This is a genomic window from Hyunsoonleella pacifica (assembly GCF_004310335.1).
In the GTDB taxonomy this organism is placed as follows: domain Bacteria; phylum Bacteroidota; class Bacteroidia; order Flavobacteriales; family Flavobacteriaceae; genus Jejuia; species Jejuia pacifica.
On the sequence record NZ_SIRS01000002.1, the window covers coordinates 117,262 to 135,975 of the forward strand.

Consider the following 18,714-nt stretch of genomic DNA (forward strand, 5'->3'; position numbering starts at 1 on the left):
AATCTATAATATTATGAAGTTAGCTATTGTGACAGCCTATCCCCCAAGTAAGGTAACTTTAAATGAATACGCTTATCATTTAGTAAAACACTTTAGACAAAAAAGAGAGGTTACAGAATTAATTTTATTGTGCGATTACACCAAAAATGCAAAGGATGTAGCATTTGAAGAAGACGGTTGTAAAATTACAGTTAAAGAATGTTGGACATTTAATAGCTATAGAAACATATTAAGTATTACTAAAGCAATAAATTCAACAAAACCAGATGCTGTATTGTTTAACCTGCAATTCATGAAATTTGGAGATAAAAAAGTAGCCGCAGCATTAGGGTTAATGTTACCTTTTGTTTGTAAACTAAAAAAAATACCTAATATAGTTTTATTACATAATATATTAGAGGAAGTAGATTTAGGTAGTGCAGGTTTTACATCAAATAAAATACTAACAAAACTATATGGCTTTATTGGCACTACTTTAACCAAGTTAATCCTTAAGGCAGATGTTGTAGCTGTTACAATGCAAAAGTATGTCACTATTTTAGAAGATAAATATAAAGTAAACAACGTAAAATTAATTCCTCATGGTACGTTTGAAATTCCAGCAGAACCAAATTACATAACACCATCTAACCCAATGCAAATAATGGCTTTTGGTAAGTTTGGCACTTATAAAAAGGTTGAAGCTATGATTGAGGCTGTAGAACAAGTAAGAAAATCTACAGATTTAAATCTTGAAGTAGTAATTGCTGGCACCGATAACCCCAATGTCCCTGGATATTTAGATAAGGTAAAAGAAGCTTATAAAAATGTACCACAAATACGCTTTACTGGTTATGTAGAAGAAAGTGAAGTTCCTGTGTTATTTAATGAAAGCACAGTAGTTGTTTTTCCATATACTTCTACAACTGGAAGTTCTGGCGTATTACACCAAGCAGGAAGTTATGGTAAAGCAGTTGTAATGCCAGATTTAGGAGATTTGGCTTCCTTAGTTAAGGATGAAGGCTACCAAGGTGAGTTTTTTGATCCTAAGTCAGTAGATAGTTTAGCTAAAGCTATTGAGAGTATTGTAACAAATAATGACTACAAAGTTAAGTTAGGACAAATTAATTACAGAGCAGCAACGGCTCACCCTATGTCTGATATAGCCGAAATGTATCTAAATACATTTAGGCTGTTAGTAGAGCTTAACCCCAATTTTTAATCATTCATCTACAGCAGAAAGCTATTGAACGAAATTTAATAGGCGTTCATGTCTTTTCCTAAGATATTTGATATATAATAAACTAATTACCCCAATTATTATAACCACTTAAACTCAAAAATTATGGCACTTAAAATTACCCAAAAGAAAGAAATTTTTTCAGTATTTGGTATCATCAATAATACTACAGCTTTAAACTTTCAAAATCATATAAGTTTAGCTATGAAAGACGTTAAAGAGTTAATTATTGATATCGAAAATGTAACTACCATTGATTCTGCGGGAATGAAAGCTCTACGAGCTATATATGCTAATTGTATGACTAATAACAAAAGAATCTATATTATTGGAACTGGATGTAAAGAAGTATATGATGATTTGTACGTAACCAGTGTAGCTTAATAGCCTAACCCCAAATTTATAATGTCATGAACTTCAGGATAATAAATAATAAAGGTGTGTATGAATTACATGGTCATTTTATTGAAGAGCATACGTATAACGTAGCAAATTATTTTAATACACTATTGGATAAATATTACGAAATAGTAATATGTCTTAATGGCGTAAAGCAAATAGATAAAACAGCTTTAAATGTTATGCGATTTATTCAAAACAAAGCAAAGCGAAGAAGTAAAACAGTATTTGTTTTAGGTAAGGACAACAAGAAGATTAAGGATAAGTTTAAAAAAGCAAACCTAACTAATATTTTTAGAAATGATTACCATAGCTAAAAGTATAAGAAAGCGTATTACACCAGAACAGTTATTTATGTTAAGTGTTCTAGTAGTAAATGGTGGTAACTATCTATATAACCTTATCCTTGGTAGGTTATTGGGGCCCGCTGCTTTTGCAGATGCTGCTGTACTTATTACGTTTTTATTAGTCTTAAGTTTTGCTGCGATGACATTTCAATTAGTCACGGCTAAATTTTCAGTGCTTTTTGAAAACGAAGTATTTAGAAGTTTTATATCTAAAATATATAAAAATGCCACTTTGGTTGGACTTATTTTTGGTTTGGTCATTATTGTGTTTTCATCAACATTACAAAGTATTTTTAATACGTCATCATCTAGTATGTTTGTGGTATTTGGATGTGGCGTACCTATTTATTTTTTAATGAGTGTTAATAGAGGCGTTTTTCAAGGAAAAAAAGCATTTAAATCCTTATCAATTACGTATCAAACCGAAATGTGGAGTAGATTACTTATCACGTTAGCACTGATACTTATATTAGATATTAAATCTCCGATACTCATCGCTATAGGTATTTTTGTGTCATTTATATTTGGTCTATTACCATTCAAATTTTCTATTATTAGCTTAAAACAACAAGTGTTACCTCTAACACAAAAAAAAGCCATCCGAAGCTTTTTTATAATCACAGCATTTTATGAGTTAACCCAGATTATCATAAACAATAGTGATATTCTTTTGGTAAAACATTATTTTGAATCGTATGAAGCAGGTTTATATGCGTCTTTAGCTTTAATAGGGCGTATTGTATATTTTATTGCTTGGATGTTTGTAATGTTGCTTTTACCAACTGTAGTACAATTAAAGAAAGATGGGAAGCATACTGCTCCCATTTTATTTAAATATGTAGGCTACATTGCAGCAATTTCTATAACAATAATAATAGTATGTTTTAGCGCTCCAGAACTTATCATTAAAATATTATTTGGTAAACAATATATGGCAATGGCTCCATTACTTTGGCAGTATGCTATCGCTACTTCAATGTTTGCCATATCTAATATTTTCGCCTATTACTATCTGTCTTTAGATAAATATATACCTGTTGTTATTTCTGGTGTATTTGGTATATTACAAGTAGCGCTTGTTATATTTTTTCATAATAGTTTAACAGAGGTAGTCCATGTGCAAATTGTAGCCATGGTGCTGCTTTTGATAATACAGATTATATTTTTCAAGCTAGATTCCCAATCTTCAAAGTAATCTTAGTAAAAAAGCATTTAGCTATTTTTTGTGATTTCTTGAATCCGGTGTTCAATGTAGTCGAAAGGCGGATAGTTTACCCTGTCTAAATGACTATGTTCTTTAAATTGCAAATTGTTCCAGTAATATTGAAAAGTACTGCACTTAATTCACTAAATAATCACATCATTTATGTTAGATGTATCTGAAATCAGCTTAATCTAAAGCAATTTACCATTCGTCTACACTAAGGTTCCAACGGTCTAACAAGACCTTAATTGTTCTTATAAATATCCCAAATTTGTAGTATAAGTCATAAATAATTAAAAAAGTCAAATTATGACCCATTCAGTTAGACTAATCTTATTTATAAAGAATTAATAAATGACTGAATACACCATAAGCCCATAGATTAACAATAAAACTTGAACTTATGAAATTAGCCATAGTAACAGCATACCCGCCAAGTAAAGTAACCTTAAATGAATATGCATATCATTTAGTTAAGCATTTTAGACAAAAAGAAAATATCACAGAGTTGGTACTACTTACAGATACCACTCAAGGAGCCAAGGATATCAATTTTACTGAAGTTGGGTGTAAAATCACTGTAAAAGAGTGTTGGACTTTTAACAGCTATTTAAACATTATAAAAGTTACTAAAGCTATTAATCAAGTAAAACCAGACGCGGTACTATTCAATTTACAATTTATGAAATTTGGCGATAAAAAAATTGCCGCAGCGTTAGGTTTAATGTTACCTCTAGTATGTAAGCTAAAAAAGATTCCAAACATTGTATTGCTCCACAATATTATGGAACAAGTAGATTTAGGTAGAGCAGGATTCACGAGTAATAAAATCATGCAAAAAATATATGGGCTTATTGGTGGTGCTTTAACTAGATTGATTTTGCAAGCTGATACTGTGACTGTAACAATGCAGAAATATGTTGAAATTTTAAGCAAAAAATATAATGCAAAAAATGTGAAGTTAATTCCTCATGGTACTTTTGAGATTCTTGAAGAGCCTAGTTATGAAACGCCTTTAGAACCTTTTAAAATAATGACTTTTGGAAAGTTTGGAACTTATAAAAAAGTTGAAAATATGATTAAGGCAATAGAGATGTTAAGAGAGGTTTCTGATATAAATATGGAAATTGTTATTGCAGGAACAGATAACCCCAACACACCAGGATATTTAGAGAGTGTTAAACAAAAATACAACTATGTACAAGGTTTAACATTTACTGGATATGTTGCAGAAGAAGACGTACCAAAATTATTTAAAGAAAGTACAGTAGTAGTTTTCCCTTATACATCAACAACTGGTAGCTCTGGAGTGTTACACCAAGCGGGAAGTTATGGTAAGGCTGTAGTAATGCCTGATTTAGGAGATTTAGCTTTATTAGTACAAGATGAAGGGTATAAAGGGGAATTTTTTGATGCAGAAAGCCCTAGTAGTTTAGCTATAGCATTACAGAAGATTTTGGAAGATAATGCATATCGTGTAGAGCTTGAAAGGGCAAACTATAAAGCCGCTACAGCGTATCCAATGTCCAGAATTGTAGATATGTATATCAATACTTTTGAAGCGATAAGAGATAAAAAATCAGAAGTAACAACAGTACAATCTCAAGAAGTTATTCTTTAGAAATAAATTTAAATGCGGGCTTAGTCTCTCCGTTTTGGTTGATAAAACCAAAATATCCTTGAGTCCGTTTACGCCAGGGAAGTCGTCCAACGACTTCCTTTGGTATTTCTGTAAAGTCGTAAAGTGTCCAGGACATAAACTGGATATTATGTTTTGAAAATAGCGTTTGAGCCTCTTTATGATAGTCAGCTTGATCTTCAGCAGAACTACCAAACGGACGCCATAATCCACGATAGGAGGACAATCCAAACTCTGTAATTACAATAGGTTTGTTGGGTATAACTGTTTTTAAATTGAGGTAAGATGCTTCAAGTTCATCCAAACCTTCATAATAATGAAAGGATACAAAATCTAGTTTGTCTTTCAAAATAATAGTACTTTCAGTATTAGACCAACCTATAGTTACAGGATGTATTGTGTCTGTAGATTTTACCGTTTCAATCATCTGTTTAGCCCAAGCCATCACTTTAATTTTTCCTCTAGATTCAAAATCTAAATTAGGTTCGTTTTTAATATCCCAAGCCAAAAGTGCTTTATGATCTTTTAAGGCTGATACAATTTTAATAGCATGATGTTGATTTAGCGACCAATTTAAAACTTCGTAGTCCCCAAAAAAGTCAAAGAGTGTAACCATAACCTTTAGCTCATGCTGATCGGCAATATCTAGAACTTTTTTTAGTTTTTCTAGTTTATTGGAGTTTACATTTGCACTTCCAAAATCTTCATAAGGCACAAAAATGCGAATACTGTTTAAGCCTGCATCTTTTATAATTTTAAAGTCTTTAGATAATATTTCTGCATCAAAATTATCGCCATACATATTCCAAGGTGTGGCTTGTGGGTAATAGTTAATACCTTTAATTTGGGTAATGGTGTTAGATGATGGGGTAAACTCTTTTTTATATGGTACGGTTTGTTCCCTAATTAAATGCCTTATGCGCCAAAAGCCATCTTCTAATAGCATAACGATTTTATAGGTGGAACGTTCTCTGGTTTCCAATATCATTTCATCATTTTGATAGATGCGTTTGTATTCTAAAACGTCCCTATCTTTTAGGACAACCAACTGTCCATCTTCACTAAAAAAATCTAGTACTAAATGATGTTCTAGGGTAGTGCCATCAATACTAATAGCCTCGTTAGTATTTCTATCTACAAGGGAGTAAATAGATTTTCTCGCATTTTCAGTATAGTAATCATCAATACCCTTTGTTGTATTTGTTTTGTAGGCTACATGTTTTACATACCAGGCATCTAGATAATCGGTTTCGATAGATTTTAAAGTTTGTAAATCCATTGGTCTGCCTTCATTCTGTAAAGGTGCCCATTCCAATTTTGGTAAATACTGGTCTATTTTTTGTATTTCTGTATGCAGCATTTTGCTTCTGTCAGCTCCTGTATTTAAATACGAAAATACGCTGCTAAGCCCTAAAATGATTAAACCAATAATGGCAATGTATGACAATACCAAAATACTCCTCAATAAGTTTTTGTTTAGTGCCGTCATAGTTTTACAGTGTTTACAGATTTACTATTACCGGCAACTTTTATTGTAATGTTGTACGTGCCTTTAGGAAATTGGTTAACGTTTAATGTGAAAGTAACATAACCATCAGAACTACTTTTATGTTTAGTATGTACTAGGTTTTCTCCTGAATATATATAAAGTGTAACTTGTAAACCATCTGGAATCATCTGATCCATGAAGCTTTTTAATGGACCAACTGTAATGTTTCGGTTATCGTTGGAAAACTCAATATTAAAATCTGAAATAACAGTTTTATAATCAATTTTTATACTGTTACTTTCTGCCATACCGTCTATAAAAGCTTGAATTTCCCAGGTGTCTGCATGGTCTGGATGAATCATTTTTGCAGTAGCTAGACCTTTTATGGTAGTACCGGATGTTTTTAAAACGGTTTTAGTTCCGTTTTTAATAAAAAAATCTACGTAAGTACCATCACTTACTATATTACCATATTTATCTTTTATAATTGACGTAGTAAATGTTGTGATTTGATTACCATCAGCATAATTATGATGTCTACTATAACCAATGTTAAAATTGGTAGGAGGTGCAGGCATCACGTTAATGTCATACTCTTTTGAATTAAACTCTAGGCACGATGAATTTAAAAGAATACGCCCTGTTTGTTTTGTGGAGTAGATATTCTTATAACTAATATTGTTTTTTATAAAAATTGTATCTATAGTTCGGCTACTGTGAAACTGATGCTTTACAGCTACTTTGGTACCTTTAGCTAAAGGATTATCATAGTTATCAATTGGTATGGCAACTAGCATGCTATAATCATTACCTCCTGCTGTAATACTTGGTGGTCCTAAATAGTTTTGAATGGTATTTACGGTATTTTGGGGTGTAATTTTAAGGCTACCTTGTAATGAATTAGGTTTAGCTAGAAGCACCCAATTAATAGTACCCACTCTTGACGATAGGTGTAACGGAATGTTATAACTTAAGATATTATCTGTTTTGTGAGCTTTTATAAGTGTTGACCCAAAACTATTGCTTATATATAAAGAGGGCGAAGTATTATTTTCTATTTTAAATTTTAGTGTTACATCCTCTCCTGCAACAAATGTTGTAGTTGTAGTGATTAATTGGATATTATCGGTTGCATAAACAGTATAACTGTTTATAATTAAAAGCACTAGTGTTATAATATTATGTAAACTAAATTTAATCATTCATCAAGGATTTCCTAAATAAGCGTTGGTTTCAACTTTAATAAAACTATAAATAGGATGGTTTATAGCTTGTAACTGTGAGTACGTATGTTTTTTAATTCTATTTGGGATCACTTTATTAGAAATATCAGCATTAGGTAATCCGTTTACAAAACAATTTTCCATTGAGTCGTTGATAATTATTGTTGTATCTTCTTCCATGGCATATTCAAAATATTGCTTGCGTTGTTGCCTGATACCTTCTTTAATAAATTTATGGTCAACCCATAATAATGTTTTGTCAGCATCATAATAACTAATAATTAATTGAGGAATCGTAATTTCTTTAATTCCAGAATTAAATAGGGTTCCAGAAATAGTAGTTTTAGTTAATTGTAAATTACTTAAAACAGTTTGTTTATATAAATCTGATCCAGAAACATTTCCAGCTATTTGTAAATTAAATTTAGTAGGTTGCTCTTCAAACTCCACAGGTGTAAACTCATCTGGATTAAAAGTTTTGGGAATAGAATCTTGAGTTTTAGACCACGCAATACCTTCAAAATTAATTCTAAAGACACTTACTTCTTTTGGCATCAATTTATGCTTTACCTGATGTTTTGCGTTGTACGTTGCAAGTTCTTTATTATCATCGTTATACAATGTGCCTTTTAACACAACATCAGCAGGTACATTATCTATATTTTGAATTTCTCCAATAAGCGAATAACTCTTATCATGTTTAACTAGTTTTGCTTGAAGTATCTCTAAAACGGGTTGTTTTAAAACATCTTCATGATGTGTTTGTTCTGTAGTTATTCGTCTTCTCCCTTGATTAAAATAGGCGGTTTCATTATCAGAGTAAAATTGATCTGGAGGCAAATCTAAATCAATATCATCGGGTTCAATAAACCATTTACCACCTATTTTCACTAAAGATTTATAGAAGGTTTTATCTATTTTCTCGAGGGGCGTAATCCATTTAGTGGTTACTATGGCAGAGGCTAATGAATCGTTTTTCTTAGTTATTTCTGTATCAATAGCATCTAATTTAGCGTATGAACTTAGTAAACCGTCGGTAACAGAAATTTCTAACATGTATTGTGCAATAGTTAAATCACTATTAGGGTTAATCATGCTATGTGCTTTTTCAAATCGTTTAAAATCTAAAGCATCATAATACGCCAAAAGAGCATTTTCTGGTGTGTGATGGCTATCGTTTTTTATATAAAATAGATATATACCATACCCAACAATTATTGCTAAACACAAAGACCATAGATGGGTTATCCTCAAAATAGGTTTAGAAAATTTGGTGTAAGTGGTTTTATAGCTTAAATAATCGGGTACACGCTTAAGTTTTAGTTTAAGCGCTCTGGAAAACAATACATGTACATTCAAAAAGAAAGCTATAAGTACAGTTGAAAAAGGCATAATACCCCAAAGGATTTTTTGCCATTTACTTACGTCTTCTTTAGGCAAAATTGATGATACAGGAGGTACATTTAATTTTTCCCAAACTTGAATACCATTTTCTAATTGTCGTAAGCGTTGCCAGCCACAGAAATACAAAATAGGATCGTAAAACTTATCGTTAGAGAAAATATATTTTAGATTATACTTTTCTGGTGTGGTTAAAAACTGTTGAAGAGACCCAATACCCTCAACACCTTTAAATTTTGAATTCTCTAAACGTTCAATAGGTCTTGTAGTGAGTTCTGGTAAACGTCTTGCAGAATGGTAGTTGCCATCAACACTCATAGCTTTTGTTTGGGCAGATAACCATGCCATTTGGTCGCCAAAGCCTAAAGTCATATATCTCCAAAGGTCGTGCTGATCTTGATTCAAAAAATTAATAATGGGCAGCATTTTTATTTTCTGAGGTTGCGATGGTCTAAAATAGCCCAAACTCATAGTAAAAATGGTCATGAATACAAATAGACCAGCAAAAATGCCTCCTATAATTCTGTGATATACTGCACCAAATCTTTGCTGAATCAAGGTTTTTAAGTCGCCTTCAACTAGTCTATATACAAACTCACCAAAAAGTGGTAACGACATGATAGAAGCCCAAAGTGTAAACCTATCTAAGGTTAAAATATTAAAAGCAGTTTCTCCTAAAAACTTACGAGGTATAGGTGTGGTACCTCCAGTTCCTAAAACCGTTAAAATAGTTATAGAAAAACCAAAAAATAAATAGCGCTTACTATAATATCTATAAAAAATATAAGGAAGTAATATCAATAATACACCCCACGGAATTAGAAAAAACACCAAACCTGATGAGGTGATTTCTAGAAAATTATCACGAGACCCATGCGGAATAGGTACCTGTGTTATAGGGTTTTTTTTTGAATTGATCCAGTAGGGGAGGATGCATCCAACAATAATGACCAAAGCCAAGAGCCCGAAACTAACGATACGTTTAAAAAGTTTAAAAAAGCTATTTAAAAATACTTTAAAAGTAACGTCTTTCATATTGCCAGCTTTCTCTTTGGATACATCCATAAGTACAGTACCAATAAGTGGAAAAATAAAGAATACCATTCCAAAAATAGGCGTTACATGATGTGAGGTAACTGTAACAGAAATTAGAGATAAACAGGTAAACAAATAGCGAATTTTACCAGTTTTAAGCCATAGATAAATTTCAGGTAAAGCATGCATTAAAACAGAAATCCCTATAATACTAGGTAATTGCCCAAATACATGTAATGTTTCAACAAAAGATGATGACAAAGCAGCTAGAACTGAGGCGTAACCAGCCACAGTTCTATTCGCAGTCATTAATAATGAAAATCTGTAAGAACCAGTTATAAATAATATTATACTAACAATCGCCACCGTAAAAAGTCCAAATTTTAAACCGCCTATTAAAGACAAAGCCCCAATAGATTGATGTACTAAGGGAGGATAGCTCATTACGGTAAAACCTGTATACCATTTATAATTCCAAGGTTCAAACCAACTAGTAGCATAGTGTTCTGCAAAAAATAAATGGATGAGTGCATCATACGTACTTTCTAACGTAAAAAAGATAGAAGTCCCATGAAATGTAACACCAATAAGAAGTGCAACTATTAAAAATTTATTTGATTTGGTTGGATTCAATAAGTATCAATTTAATTCAAGAAAAAGACATGCATTGCATAGTTTGTTTAAGATTTAGCTCGTCTACAGTAAACTTCCATTCATCTATACCAATCTTCTTCTTAGGCTAAAATAGAGCTTTTCTTACGCTAATCATAATACTTTTGTATTGTAAACAATAACAAAACTATTTGCCATGAAAATTTTAGCTATAGATGACCAACAATTAGTACTCTTACCATTACAAAAAAGACTAGCGGAATTAGGTTATGAGGTTATTGTGGAGACTGATGCTAACGAAGGTATTTCAAAATACAACACACTCCACCCAGATTTAGTTATTGTTGATATTAATATGCCTACGGTTTCAGGTTTAGAAATTGTAAAATATATAAGAAAGTCTAAACGTGCTAATACTCCAGTTATGGTATTATCTGGTAATAGGCAAGACAATATTATTACTGCTGGCTTTGAATTAGGAATTAACGATTACATGAAAAAGCCACTAAGCTTAAATGAAATTTGTGCACGCATAAAACGATTAATAGGTACTCCAGAACACAAAGGTGTTACGTCTAAAACCAGTGTAATGATTCAACAACGCTGTGTTGGTGTTGTAATCCCTTGTTATAATGAAGAAGACAGATTATTAAGTGACGAATTCCTTCAATTTATTGATAAAAATTCAGGATATCATTTATGCTTTGTTAACGACGGTAGTACTGATGATACACTAGATGTATTGCACAATTTACAAAAAGGACGCGAAGACTATATTTCCGTGTATAACTGTGAAAAAAATGGAGGTAAGGCAGAGGCAGTGAGGTTAGGTATGTTATACATGACAAAAAAGAAAGGATTAGATTTTATTGGATTTTTAGATGCAGATTTATCAACCGATTTAAAAGATTTTGATGATTTGGTTTCTACTATAGAGTATTCAGATTTTAAGATAGTAAGTGGTTCTAGAATAAGTAGAATGGGAGCTAACATTACTAAAGAGTCAGCCAGAAGATTAATAAGTATGACTATCAACTTTATCATTAGAAAGATTCTGGGGATGAACTTTAAAGACACACAGTGTGGTGCAAAAATCTTTAGAAAGGACGTTATTCATTTGGCCTTTGATAAAAAATTTGTGACACAATGGATTTTTGATGTTGAAATATTTAAAAGGATGTCAGGTCATTTTGGAGTAGAAAAAGCTAAAAAATATATCTGTGAACAACCTTTAAAGCGATGGATTCATGCTGATGGCTCTAAACTATCAATGAAAGATTCTATTAAAATCGTAATGCAATTAGTACAAATTGCTTGGGTATACAGAGGGAAAAAAAGTTTGATTGATAGCACTCAGATTGAGCTTAAATTAGTTCACAAGAGTTAATGTAGTTTGATTTGTTTATGTTTTTTGTGATTAAAAGGCGGTACTATTAGTACTGCCTTTTTGTTTATTTAAGACCTAGGCTTATTAATACCCCTGTCGTACATCACTATACTGCCAGCAACCGAAACATTTAAACTTAATTGCGATTTAAACTTTACCAAAAAATGACTTTTTTCAATAGCTTTTTTTGACAGTCCATGGTCTTCTGCACCTAATAAATAAACACAACGTCTGGGGTGATTAAACGTTTCTAAATCTTCAGCTTCATTAGTAAGTTCAACACCTACGAGTCTAGCACCTTTAGGTAGATTTTTATAAAATTCATCAAAAGTTTCATAATGAAAATAGGGCATAGACTTCACAGCATTATGGGTGTCGCAGGCTTGTTTTGCATAGCGATTTCCAATAGTAAAAATAAAACTAGCACCTAAGTTTTGAGCAGATCTCCAAAGTACACCTAAGTTTTCAGGTGTTTTACCGTTTTGTATGCCTATACCGAAGAACTCGTTTTCAAAGTTGTCATTCATCTTTCAAAAGTAAATATTCTGTAGATTATCCTCCAATAGTAATCATGCTTCTGTTTTTTGAATGTAAATCAGGTTTCTGAAGTTTCTCTAAAGTATTCATGCCTCCACGTACTTTAAATTTGGCTTGCACCGCTTTTTGAACAATCGGTTCAATCGATTTTCCTGCTCTTAAAGCCGTTAATAGATCAGATTCTGTAGCAGAAAACAAACAGTTTTTTAATTGGCCGTTTGCTGTTAAACGTAATCTATTGCAAGAATCACAAAATGGGTTGGTTACCGAACTTATAATGGCAAAATTACCTTTATATCCTTTTATTTTATAGTTTTTTGAGGTGTCATTTGGCGCATCTTGTAAACGTATAATATCATTTTCTTTAAAAGCATTGTTAACGTATTGTATCACTTCTGCATACGATACCATTTTACTCATATCCCATTTATTACCATCAAAAGGCATAAATTCAATGAAACGAATAGAAACAGGTAAATCTTTAGTGAAATTGATGAAATCGATGATTTCATTGTCATTAAACCCTTTTATTAAAACTGCGTTCACTTTAACTGTAAACCCTTCTTTTACTAGTAATAAAATGTTATCGTAAACACGCTTAAATTCATGACGTCTAGTAATATGCTTAAACTTACTTTCATCCAAAGAGTCTAAACTTACATTGATTTTAGTAACACGATTTACCTTTAAAACGTCAATGAATTTATCAATTATTACGGCATTTGAAGTGATGGAAAGTTCTACTGGAAGTGTCGCTAATTTTTCTAAAATTACAGGAATGTCTTTTCTAACCAAAGGCTCGCCTCCTGTTAAGCGAATTTTAGTAACACCATGATCTACAAAGGTTTTAGCGATATCATATATTTCTTCATAGGTCATTAAATGACTTTTAGGCGATAAAGGTACACCGTTAGCCGGCATGCAATAGGTACAGCGTAAATTACAACGTTCTGTTAACGAAATACGCAAATAGGTATGATCTCTACCGTGGGTATCTTGTAATATATTTTTGTTTTCGCTCATATCTTAGTTATGTGTAACCGTTTAATTGTTTAACTGTTTAATCGGCTGCTCTATAAACGATTTAACGATTCCACGTATAAACATTTCAATCATGTCTCACTCCTTTTAAAATTCTAAAACTATGTAATATCGCAGGAAAAATGGCATCCATAGATTCTTTAGCGCCATTTGTAGAACCTGGAAGTGCCAAAACTAAAGTATCTCCAATAGTTCCAGCAACACTTCTAGAAAGCATTGCAAAGGGCATACGACCTTGTCCGTAGCTCCTAATAGCCTCTTCAATACCTGGGATACGTCTATCCAAAATTGGAAGCAAAGCCTCAGGGGTAATATCCCGTCCAGAAAGCCCTGTCCCACCAGTGTAAATTACCATATCTATCCCTAGTTCTTGGTATGATGTTACCTTTTGTTGAATGCTATCTTTTTCGTCTGGAATAATTACATATTCATTTACTTTTACATTGCATTCCTCCAATTTTTTAATAATCGCTTTTCCAGCTTTATCTTCTTTTTGCCCAGCAGAAATGCTATCGCTGCATACTACCACAGCTGCTGTTAAATCCTTTCTAAAGGTGTCCTTGAAATCTGATTTACCACCTTTCTTTTTGAGAAGTTTAATGGCATGAATTTCAATGCCTTTATCAATAGGTTTCAACATATCATACATATTTAAGGCCACGACACTCGCACCATGCATTGCCTCAACTTCAACACCAGTTTTGTAAATAGTTTTTACAGTAAATAGTACCGTAATTTCTAAACCATCAATTTTATATTCAATACCAGTAAATTCAATAGGCAAGGGATGGCAATCGGGTAAAATATCAGGCGTGCGTTTTACGCCCAAAAGTCCAGCCGCTTTGCTCATAGCAAATACGTTTCCCTTTGGAACAGTATCGTTTTTAATAGCCTCGATCGTTTCAGGTTTACTTACTTTTACAATTGCTTGTGCTACTGCGATTCTTAGTGTTGTATTTTTATGTGTGATATCGACCATTTGATGTGGATGTGTTGAATCGTTTATTTGTTTAATTGTGATTTTCGTAGTGCATTTAACTTATTTGAAATTTTTTCAATTTCACTTCTAAGTTTTTGATATTCATGTTGTTTTATGAAATTTAATTCGTTGGCAATAATGAGTTGATTAACTACTTCCATTAACGAACTGAAAGCCATAGTTGAAAAATGGGCTTTGTCTTTATTTGTAATTCTTGAGGTACCTTCAGCTAAGTTTGAAGCTACAGAAATAGAAGCACGTCTTAACTGATTTGTTAAACCAAATTTTTCTTCACTCGGAAAATCTTTAGTTATTAAATAAATTTCTTTGACCAATTCTTTTGAATCTGCCCAAACATTCAATTTTTCAAATGAAAACGTATATGCCATTGTCCTTTTTTACAATTAAACAGTTAAACAAATCAACAATTAAACTTATTTACGAATTAACTTTCCATTGATGAGATTCATCTTCAAAGATTTCCTTCCCAAAAACAGGAACATCTGCTTTTATGGCTTCAACGATATATTCTAAAGCTTTAAAAACTACTTTTCGCCTCGGCGAGGATACAAAAACAAATAGACATATTTCTCCTGCTTTTACAGTACCTAAACTGTGATAAATATGCATACATGTCAATTCAAATTTTTCAAAAGCAGTTTCCCGTATCTCATGAAATTTTTGGTTTGCCATATCTTCATAAGCTGTGTATTCGATAGCAGCAACCGTTTTTCCGTCAATTTCATCGGCACGAACCTGCCCTAGAAAAATATTATGCGCGCCTATACTAGTTTTAGTTTGGTGCTTATAAATAGAGTTTCCTATAAAATCAGATGATATAGCACCTTCTCTAAATACGTTTTTTGGTTTCTTATTTATCATTACTTTAATATTTTTTATTTATCCACCAGAAAAAGGAGGTAATAACGCAATTTCTGCACCAGTTAATTTTGCATCTAAAGACACCAATTTCTGATTTTGTGCAATTTGAAAATCTTTATTTTTTAAGTTAGAATATTTAGTGTTTAGAGCATCTAAAAGTTCTGAAACAGCACCTTCTGAGACTTCTAATTGCTCTTCATGTTTCTTCGTGACTTCCGCTATTTGTCCGAAATATTTAATGGTTATAAACATCTTCAATATGTTTTAATTCTTCTTTTGTATTTACATTTAATGTGGCGTTTTGATGTGTTTCATCTAACACAACATTCTTATGCTTACACGCTTTTATGGCTATTCGTAATCGGCGTTCATCTTGTTCTAAAAAACTTTTGAATGTGTCTCTTATATTACTTTTGTATAATGCAATTAAAGGCATGGTTTTGCCATTACTTTCAGCCTGAATAATTTCTGAGTCTTCATCAGCGGCATCAATTAATTTTTGGAGTACAATTGTTGTTATTAAAGGAATGTCACAACTCAAAACCAAATTATATGTTGTTTCTGAAGCCTTTAAACCAGAATAAATTCCTGAAACGGGACCAGCTTCTTTAATATCGTCTGTGATACGCTTATACCCTAAGCTATCATATTCTGAATGATCTGACACAATAATAATATTAGAAACCAATGGTTTTAAAGCATCAATACTATATTGTACAAAGGGTTTTGTATTCAACTTTAAAAATCCTTTATCAGTACCCATTCTAGAGCTTTTTCCACCCGCTAAAATAATACCAGTTATGTCTGCTTTATCTATCATTTTAAGTAAACATTAATTTTACGCAAGCTATGATGAGTACAACTGCTAAAATATATCTTAACCTCTGATTGTTTATCTTTTTACTACCATAATAACCACCTAAAACGCCGCCTGTTAGAGCAATTGCTACAAGTAAAAACGAACCACTTTGTAACGATACACCACTTTGTAGTTGCCCTATTAAACCAGCAGCAGAGTTTACCCAAATAAATAGGGCAGAAACGGCTGCAGCTTCTTTCATATTACCCCAATGCAATAACAATATGATAGGTGTTAAAATAATACCACCACCAATGCCTATTAGCCCTGAAAAGAAACCTATTATGCCACCAACAATTATCCCTTGCCACAGTTTTACAGATGTAATACTATCGCTTTCTTTCCCAAATACATTAAGCATTTTTAAAATAGCGAAGATGAGTAATACTGCTAAAATCTTCTTATAAATAGAAGCATCAACTTCTAAAGTACCACCAAAATACGCCAATGGAATTGAGGCTATAGCAAAAGACATAAATAGTTTTTTATTAAAATGTCCCGCCTTATAGTAATAGTAAAATGAAATGCCTGCTACAAAAATATTAAGCAATAGGGCAGTAGGTTTCATAGTTTCTGGTGCAAAAGAAAATAATGCCATTAATGCCAAATATCCGCTTGCACCACCATGTCCCACACTGGCATACAGGAATGATACTATGGGTAGTATGATGAGGAATAGGTATATGTTTTCTATTTGTAGCACTTATGTTAATTTATTCAGTCTTTGTCATGTCGAAATGAGGTACGATTGAGACATCTCATTATTCAGGTGAGATTTCTCACGTTGTTCGAAATGACAAGCGTTTAATATTTTAATTATAGTTTTTCAATTCTAGCCAATTCCTTATCCAAAAACGCCCAACAATTCTTGTTAATCTCATCAAAGGCGTTAACCAAAGATTTTCCATATTCTGTAAGTTCAGCACCACCACCACCTTTTCCACCAATACTATTTATTGTAACTGGTTTTTTAGCTGATTTGTTTACAGCGTCTAGCATTTGCCATGCTTTTTTATAAGAGATATTTAATGATTTAGCAGCTTTTGATAATGAGCCTGTATCATCAATAGCTTTTAGTAAATGTACTCTGCCTTCGCCTAGAAGTACATTGTCTTCAGATTCTATCCATATTCTGCTTTTTATTTTATAGCCCATAGGTTTTTAATTTGGTAATAAAATCACTTCTATCTCATCTCCTGTTTTAATATCAGTGATATCCTCTGGAGCAAACACTAAGGCATTAGCTAATGCGAAGGTTTGTAGCATTGAAGAGTTTTGTCCGTCTAAAATTTCAACCTGTCCGTTATCATAAATACCTTTTAAAAACTGCGGTCTGTCTCCTTTCTTTTGAAAGGGATTGGATGCAGTTGCAGTAACCCTTGATAATTCCAAAGTATTACGATACATCATTTTCTGTAGAGCGATATACACATACACATAAAAACAAGATAAAGCAGCAGCAGGATTGCCTGGTAATGCAAAAATATTTGTGTTACTTTTTTTTCCAAAAAACAAAGGCTTCCCAGGTTTTTGCTTCACTTTATAAAATAGTTCTTCAACGTTTAATTCTTTGAGTGCTTTCCCAACAAAATCGTAATCGCCAACTGAGATACCACCTGTAATTAATACCAAATCATTGTTATTTAAAGCTGTGTTGAGTGTTTCAACAGTTTTACTGTAATCGTCTTCAACTTTATAAAGTGTTACATCATAAAACTTTAAATTATATAAAGCACTTAATAACATTTTGGAGTTACTTTCATAAATTTTCCCATGAGAAAGTTCTTGTCCAGGTGCTATAAGTTCGTTTCCTGTCGTGATTATAGCAATATTTGGTTTTTTGTAGACTGAAACTTCAGTAATACCTAAAGACAATAAATATCCAATGGCTGCAGGTGTTAACTTTGTACCTTTTTTTAAAGCGATATCTCCAATGTTTACTTGTTCTCCTAAAGGGCGAATATTTAGTTCTGGTTTAACTTGATGGGTAATAGATATTGTATTATCATCTACTTCTACCTTTTCTTGCATCATTACAGCATTGGCAGAATCTGGTACTGCTGCACCTGTAAATATACGAATAGCTTCTCCTTGCTTTAATTCGAATTTATACTCATCCCCAGCTTTTACTTCACCAATTAGTTTATAGGACAAATTATCATGTAAATTCAATGCATAACCATCCATGGCAGATTGCCTGAAAGGCGGCATATTAATAGGGGATGCGATATCTTCAAATAACTCATAACCACCTGCTTTTTCAACTTTTTTTGTGGTTGATTGTAATAATGGTTTTACGTTAGTTTTTACAGAAGAAATTGCTTCGGAGATAGAGATCATAAATTATTTTCGTTATATCCATGCAAATATAACGAAAACATATTTTAAAGTTAAAACTATTCAAAAAAATAATTACTAAGTCAAACGTTATATTCACTCACTCAAAATCTATTTTCAATAA

General features: G+C 32.3%; 19 protein-coding genes. 6 read left to right on the forward strand and 13 right to left on the reverse strand.

Annotated elements, in window-relative coordinates:
- Window positions 1–13 precede the first annotated feature (13 nt).
- The 5 genes from EYD46_RS03945 (at window position 14) to EYD46_RS03965 (ending at window position 4,790) form a co-directional block, all read left to right on the forward strand.
- Window positions 14–1,201: a glycosyltransferase gene (locus EYD46_RS03945; protein WP_130935768.1), complete on the forward strand. Its 1,188-nt coding sequence runs from the start codon at window positions 14–16 to the stop codon at window positions 1,199–1,201.
- A gap of 123 nt (window positions 1,202–1,324) precedes the next feature.
- A complete protein-coding gene (locus EYD46_RS03950) occupies window positions 1,325–1,603 on the forward strand; it encodes an STAS domain-containing protein (RefSeq protein ID WP_130935769.1) in 279 nt (92 codons plus the stop codon).
- Between the two features lie 26 nt (window positions 1,604–1,629).
- A complete protein-coding gene (locus EYD46_RS03955) occupies window positions 1,630–1,935 on the forward strand; it encodes a hypothetical protein (protein ID WP_130935770.1) in 306 nt (101 codons plus the stop codon).
- Window positions 1,919–3,160 (forward strand): oligosaccharide flippase family protein, encoded by a 1,242-nt coding sequence (locus EYD46_RS03960; protein WP_130935771.1) that lies wholly within the window; start codon window positions 1,919–1,921, stop codon window positions 3,158–3,160. Before EYD46_RS03955 ends, EYD46_RS03960 begins: the two co-directional genes overlap by 17 nt.
- 412 nt (window positions 3,161–3,572) lie before the next feature.
- The gene (locus tag EYD46_RS03965; RefSeq protein WP_130935772.1) at window positions 3,573–4,790 is read left to right on the forward strand and encodes a glycosyltransferase; all 1,218 of its coding nucleotides are present in this window, start codon (window positions 3,573–3,575) and stop codon (window positions 4,788–4,790) included.
- Here EYD46_RS03965 and EYD46_RS03970 read toward each other — a convergent pair.
- Genes EYD46_RS03970 through EYD46_RS03980 form a run of 3 tightly spaced genes read right to left on the reverse strand, consistent with a single transcriptional unit; the run spans window position 4,780 to window position 10,589 of the window.
- Window positions 4,780–6,297, reverse strand: coding sequence for a cellulase family glycosylhydrolase (locus EYD46_RS03970; RefSeq protein WP_130935773.1), 1,518 nt, complete (start codon window positions 6,295–6,297; stop codon window positions 4,780–4,782). The two genes, EYD46_RS03965 and EYD46_RS03970, sit on opposite strands and share 11 nt — an antisense overlap.
- Entirely contained in the window at window positions 6,294–7,499 is a 1,206-nt protein-coding gene (locus EYD46_RS03975; RefSeq protein WP_229731285.1) for a hypothetical protein, read from the reverse strand. Before EYD46_RS03975 ends, EYD46_RS03970 begins: the two co-directional genes overlap by 4 nt.
- 3 nt (window positions 7,500–7,502) lie before the next feature.
- Window positions 7,503–10,589, reverse strand: a complete 3,087-nt coding sequence (locus tag EYD46_RS03980; RefSeq protein ID WP_130935774.1) for a hypothetical protein — start codon at window positions 10,587–10,589, stop codon at window positions 7,503–7,505.
- Window positions 10,590–10,764: 175 nt separating this feature from the next.
- Here EYD46_RS03980 and EYD46_RS03985 point away from each other — a divergent pair, with 175 nt between their 5' ends.
- A complete protein-coding gene (locus EYD46_RS03985; RefSeq protein ID WP_130935775.1) occupies window positions 10,765–11,955 on the forward strand; it encodes a response regulator in 1,191 nt (396 codons plus the stop codon).
- 68 nt (window positions 11,956–12,023) lie between these two features.
- Here the strand turns inward: EYD46_RS03985 and EYD46_RS03990 are convergent, their stop codons facing one another.
- The 10 genes from EYD46_RS03990 to EYD46_RS04035 form a co-directional block, all read right to left on the reverse strand.
- Window positions 12,024–12,482 carry an RNA methyltransferase gene (locus EYD46_RS03990; protein WP_130935776.1) on the reverse strand — a complete coding sequence of 153 codons (459 nt, stop codon included), beginning with the start codon at window positions 12,480–12,482 and terminating at the stop codon, window positions 12,024–12,026.
- A 25-nt stretch (window positions 12,483–12,507) separates the two neighbouring features.
- Window positions 12,508–13,515 (reverse strand): GTP 3',8-cyclase MoaA, encoded by a 1,008-nt coding sequence (gene moaA / locus EYD46_RS03995; protein ID WP_130935777.1) that lies wholly within the window; start codon window positions 13,513–13,515, stop codon window positions 12,508–12,510.
- An 85-nt stretch (window positions 13,516–13,600) separates the two neighbouring features.
- Window positions 13,601–14,512, reverse strand: coding sequence for a bifunctional molybdenum cofactor biosynthesis protein MoaC/MoaB (gene moaCB / locus EYD46_RS04000; protein ID WP_130935778.1), 912 nt, complete (start codon window positions 14,510–14,512; stop codon window positions 13,601–13,603).
- Between the two features lie 23 nt (window positions 14,513–14,535).
- Complete coding sequence (locus tag EYD46_RS04005; RefSeq protein WP_130935779.1) at window positions 14,536–14,901, reverse strand: four helix bundle protein; 366 nt, start codon at window positions 14,899–14,901, stop codon at window positions 14,536–14,538.
- A 49-nt stretch (window positions 14,902–14,950) separates the two neighbouring features.
- A complete protein-coding gene (locus EYD46_RS04010) occupies window positions 14,951–15,394 on the reverse strand; it encodes a molybdenum cofactor biosynthesis protein MoaE (protein WP_130935780.1) in 444 nt (147 codons plus the stop codon).
- 18 nt (window positions 15,395–15,412) lie between these two features.
- Window positions 15,413–15,646 carry a MoaD/ThiS family protein gene (locus tag EYD46_RS04015; protein ID WP_130935781.1) on the reverse strand — a complete coding sequence of 78 codons (234 nt, stop codon included), beginning with the start codon at window positions 15,644–15,646 and terminating at the stop codon, window positions 15,413–15,415.
- On the reverse strand, window positions 15,630–16,214 hold the full coding sequence (gene mobA / locus EYD46_RS04020; RefSeq protein ID WP_130935782.1) for a molybdenum cofactor guanylyltransferase: 585 nt from the start codon (window positions 16,212–16,214) through the stop codon (window positions 15,630–15,632). The genes EYD46_RS04015 and mobA overlap by 17 nt, the downstream gene beginning before the upstream one ends.
- Window position 16,215: 1 nt before the next feature.
- Window positions 16,216–16,956 carry a sulfite exporter TauE/SafE family protein gene (locus EYD46_RS04025; RefSeq protein ID WP_130935783.1) on the reverse strand — a complete coding sequence of 247 codons (741 nt, stop codon included), beginning with the start codon at window positions 16,954–16,956 and terminating at the stop codon, window positions 16,216–16,218.
- A 113-nt stretch (window positions 16,957–17,069) separates the two neighbouring features.
- Window positions 17,070–17,408, reverse strand: a complete 339-nt coding sequence (locus EYD46_RS04030; protein ID WP_130935784.1) for a winged helix-turn-helix domain-containing protein — start codon at window positions 17,406–17,408, stop codon at window positions 17,070–17,072.
- A gap of 6 nt (window positions 17,409–17,414) precedes the next feature.
- Window positions 17,415–18,593: a molybdopterin molybdotransferase MoeA gene (locus EYD46_RS04035; protein WP_130935785.1), complete on the reverse strand. Its 1,179-nt coding sequence runs from the start codon at window positions 18,591–18,593 to the stop codon at window positions 17,415–17,417.
- Window positions 18,594–18,714 lie beyond the last annotated feature (121 nt).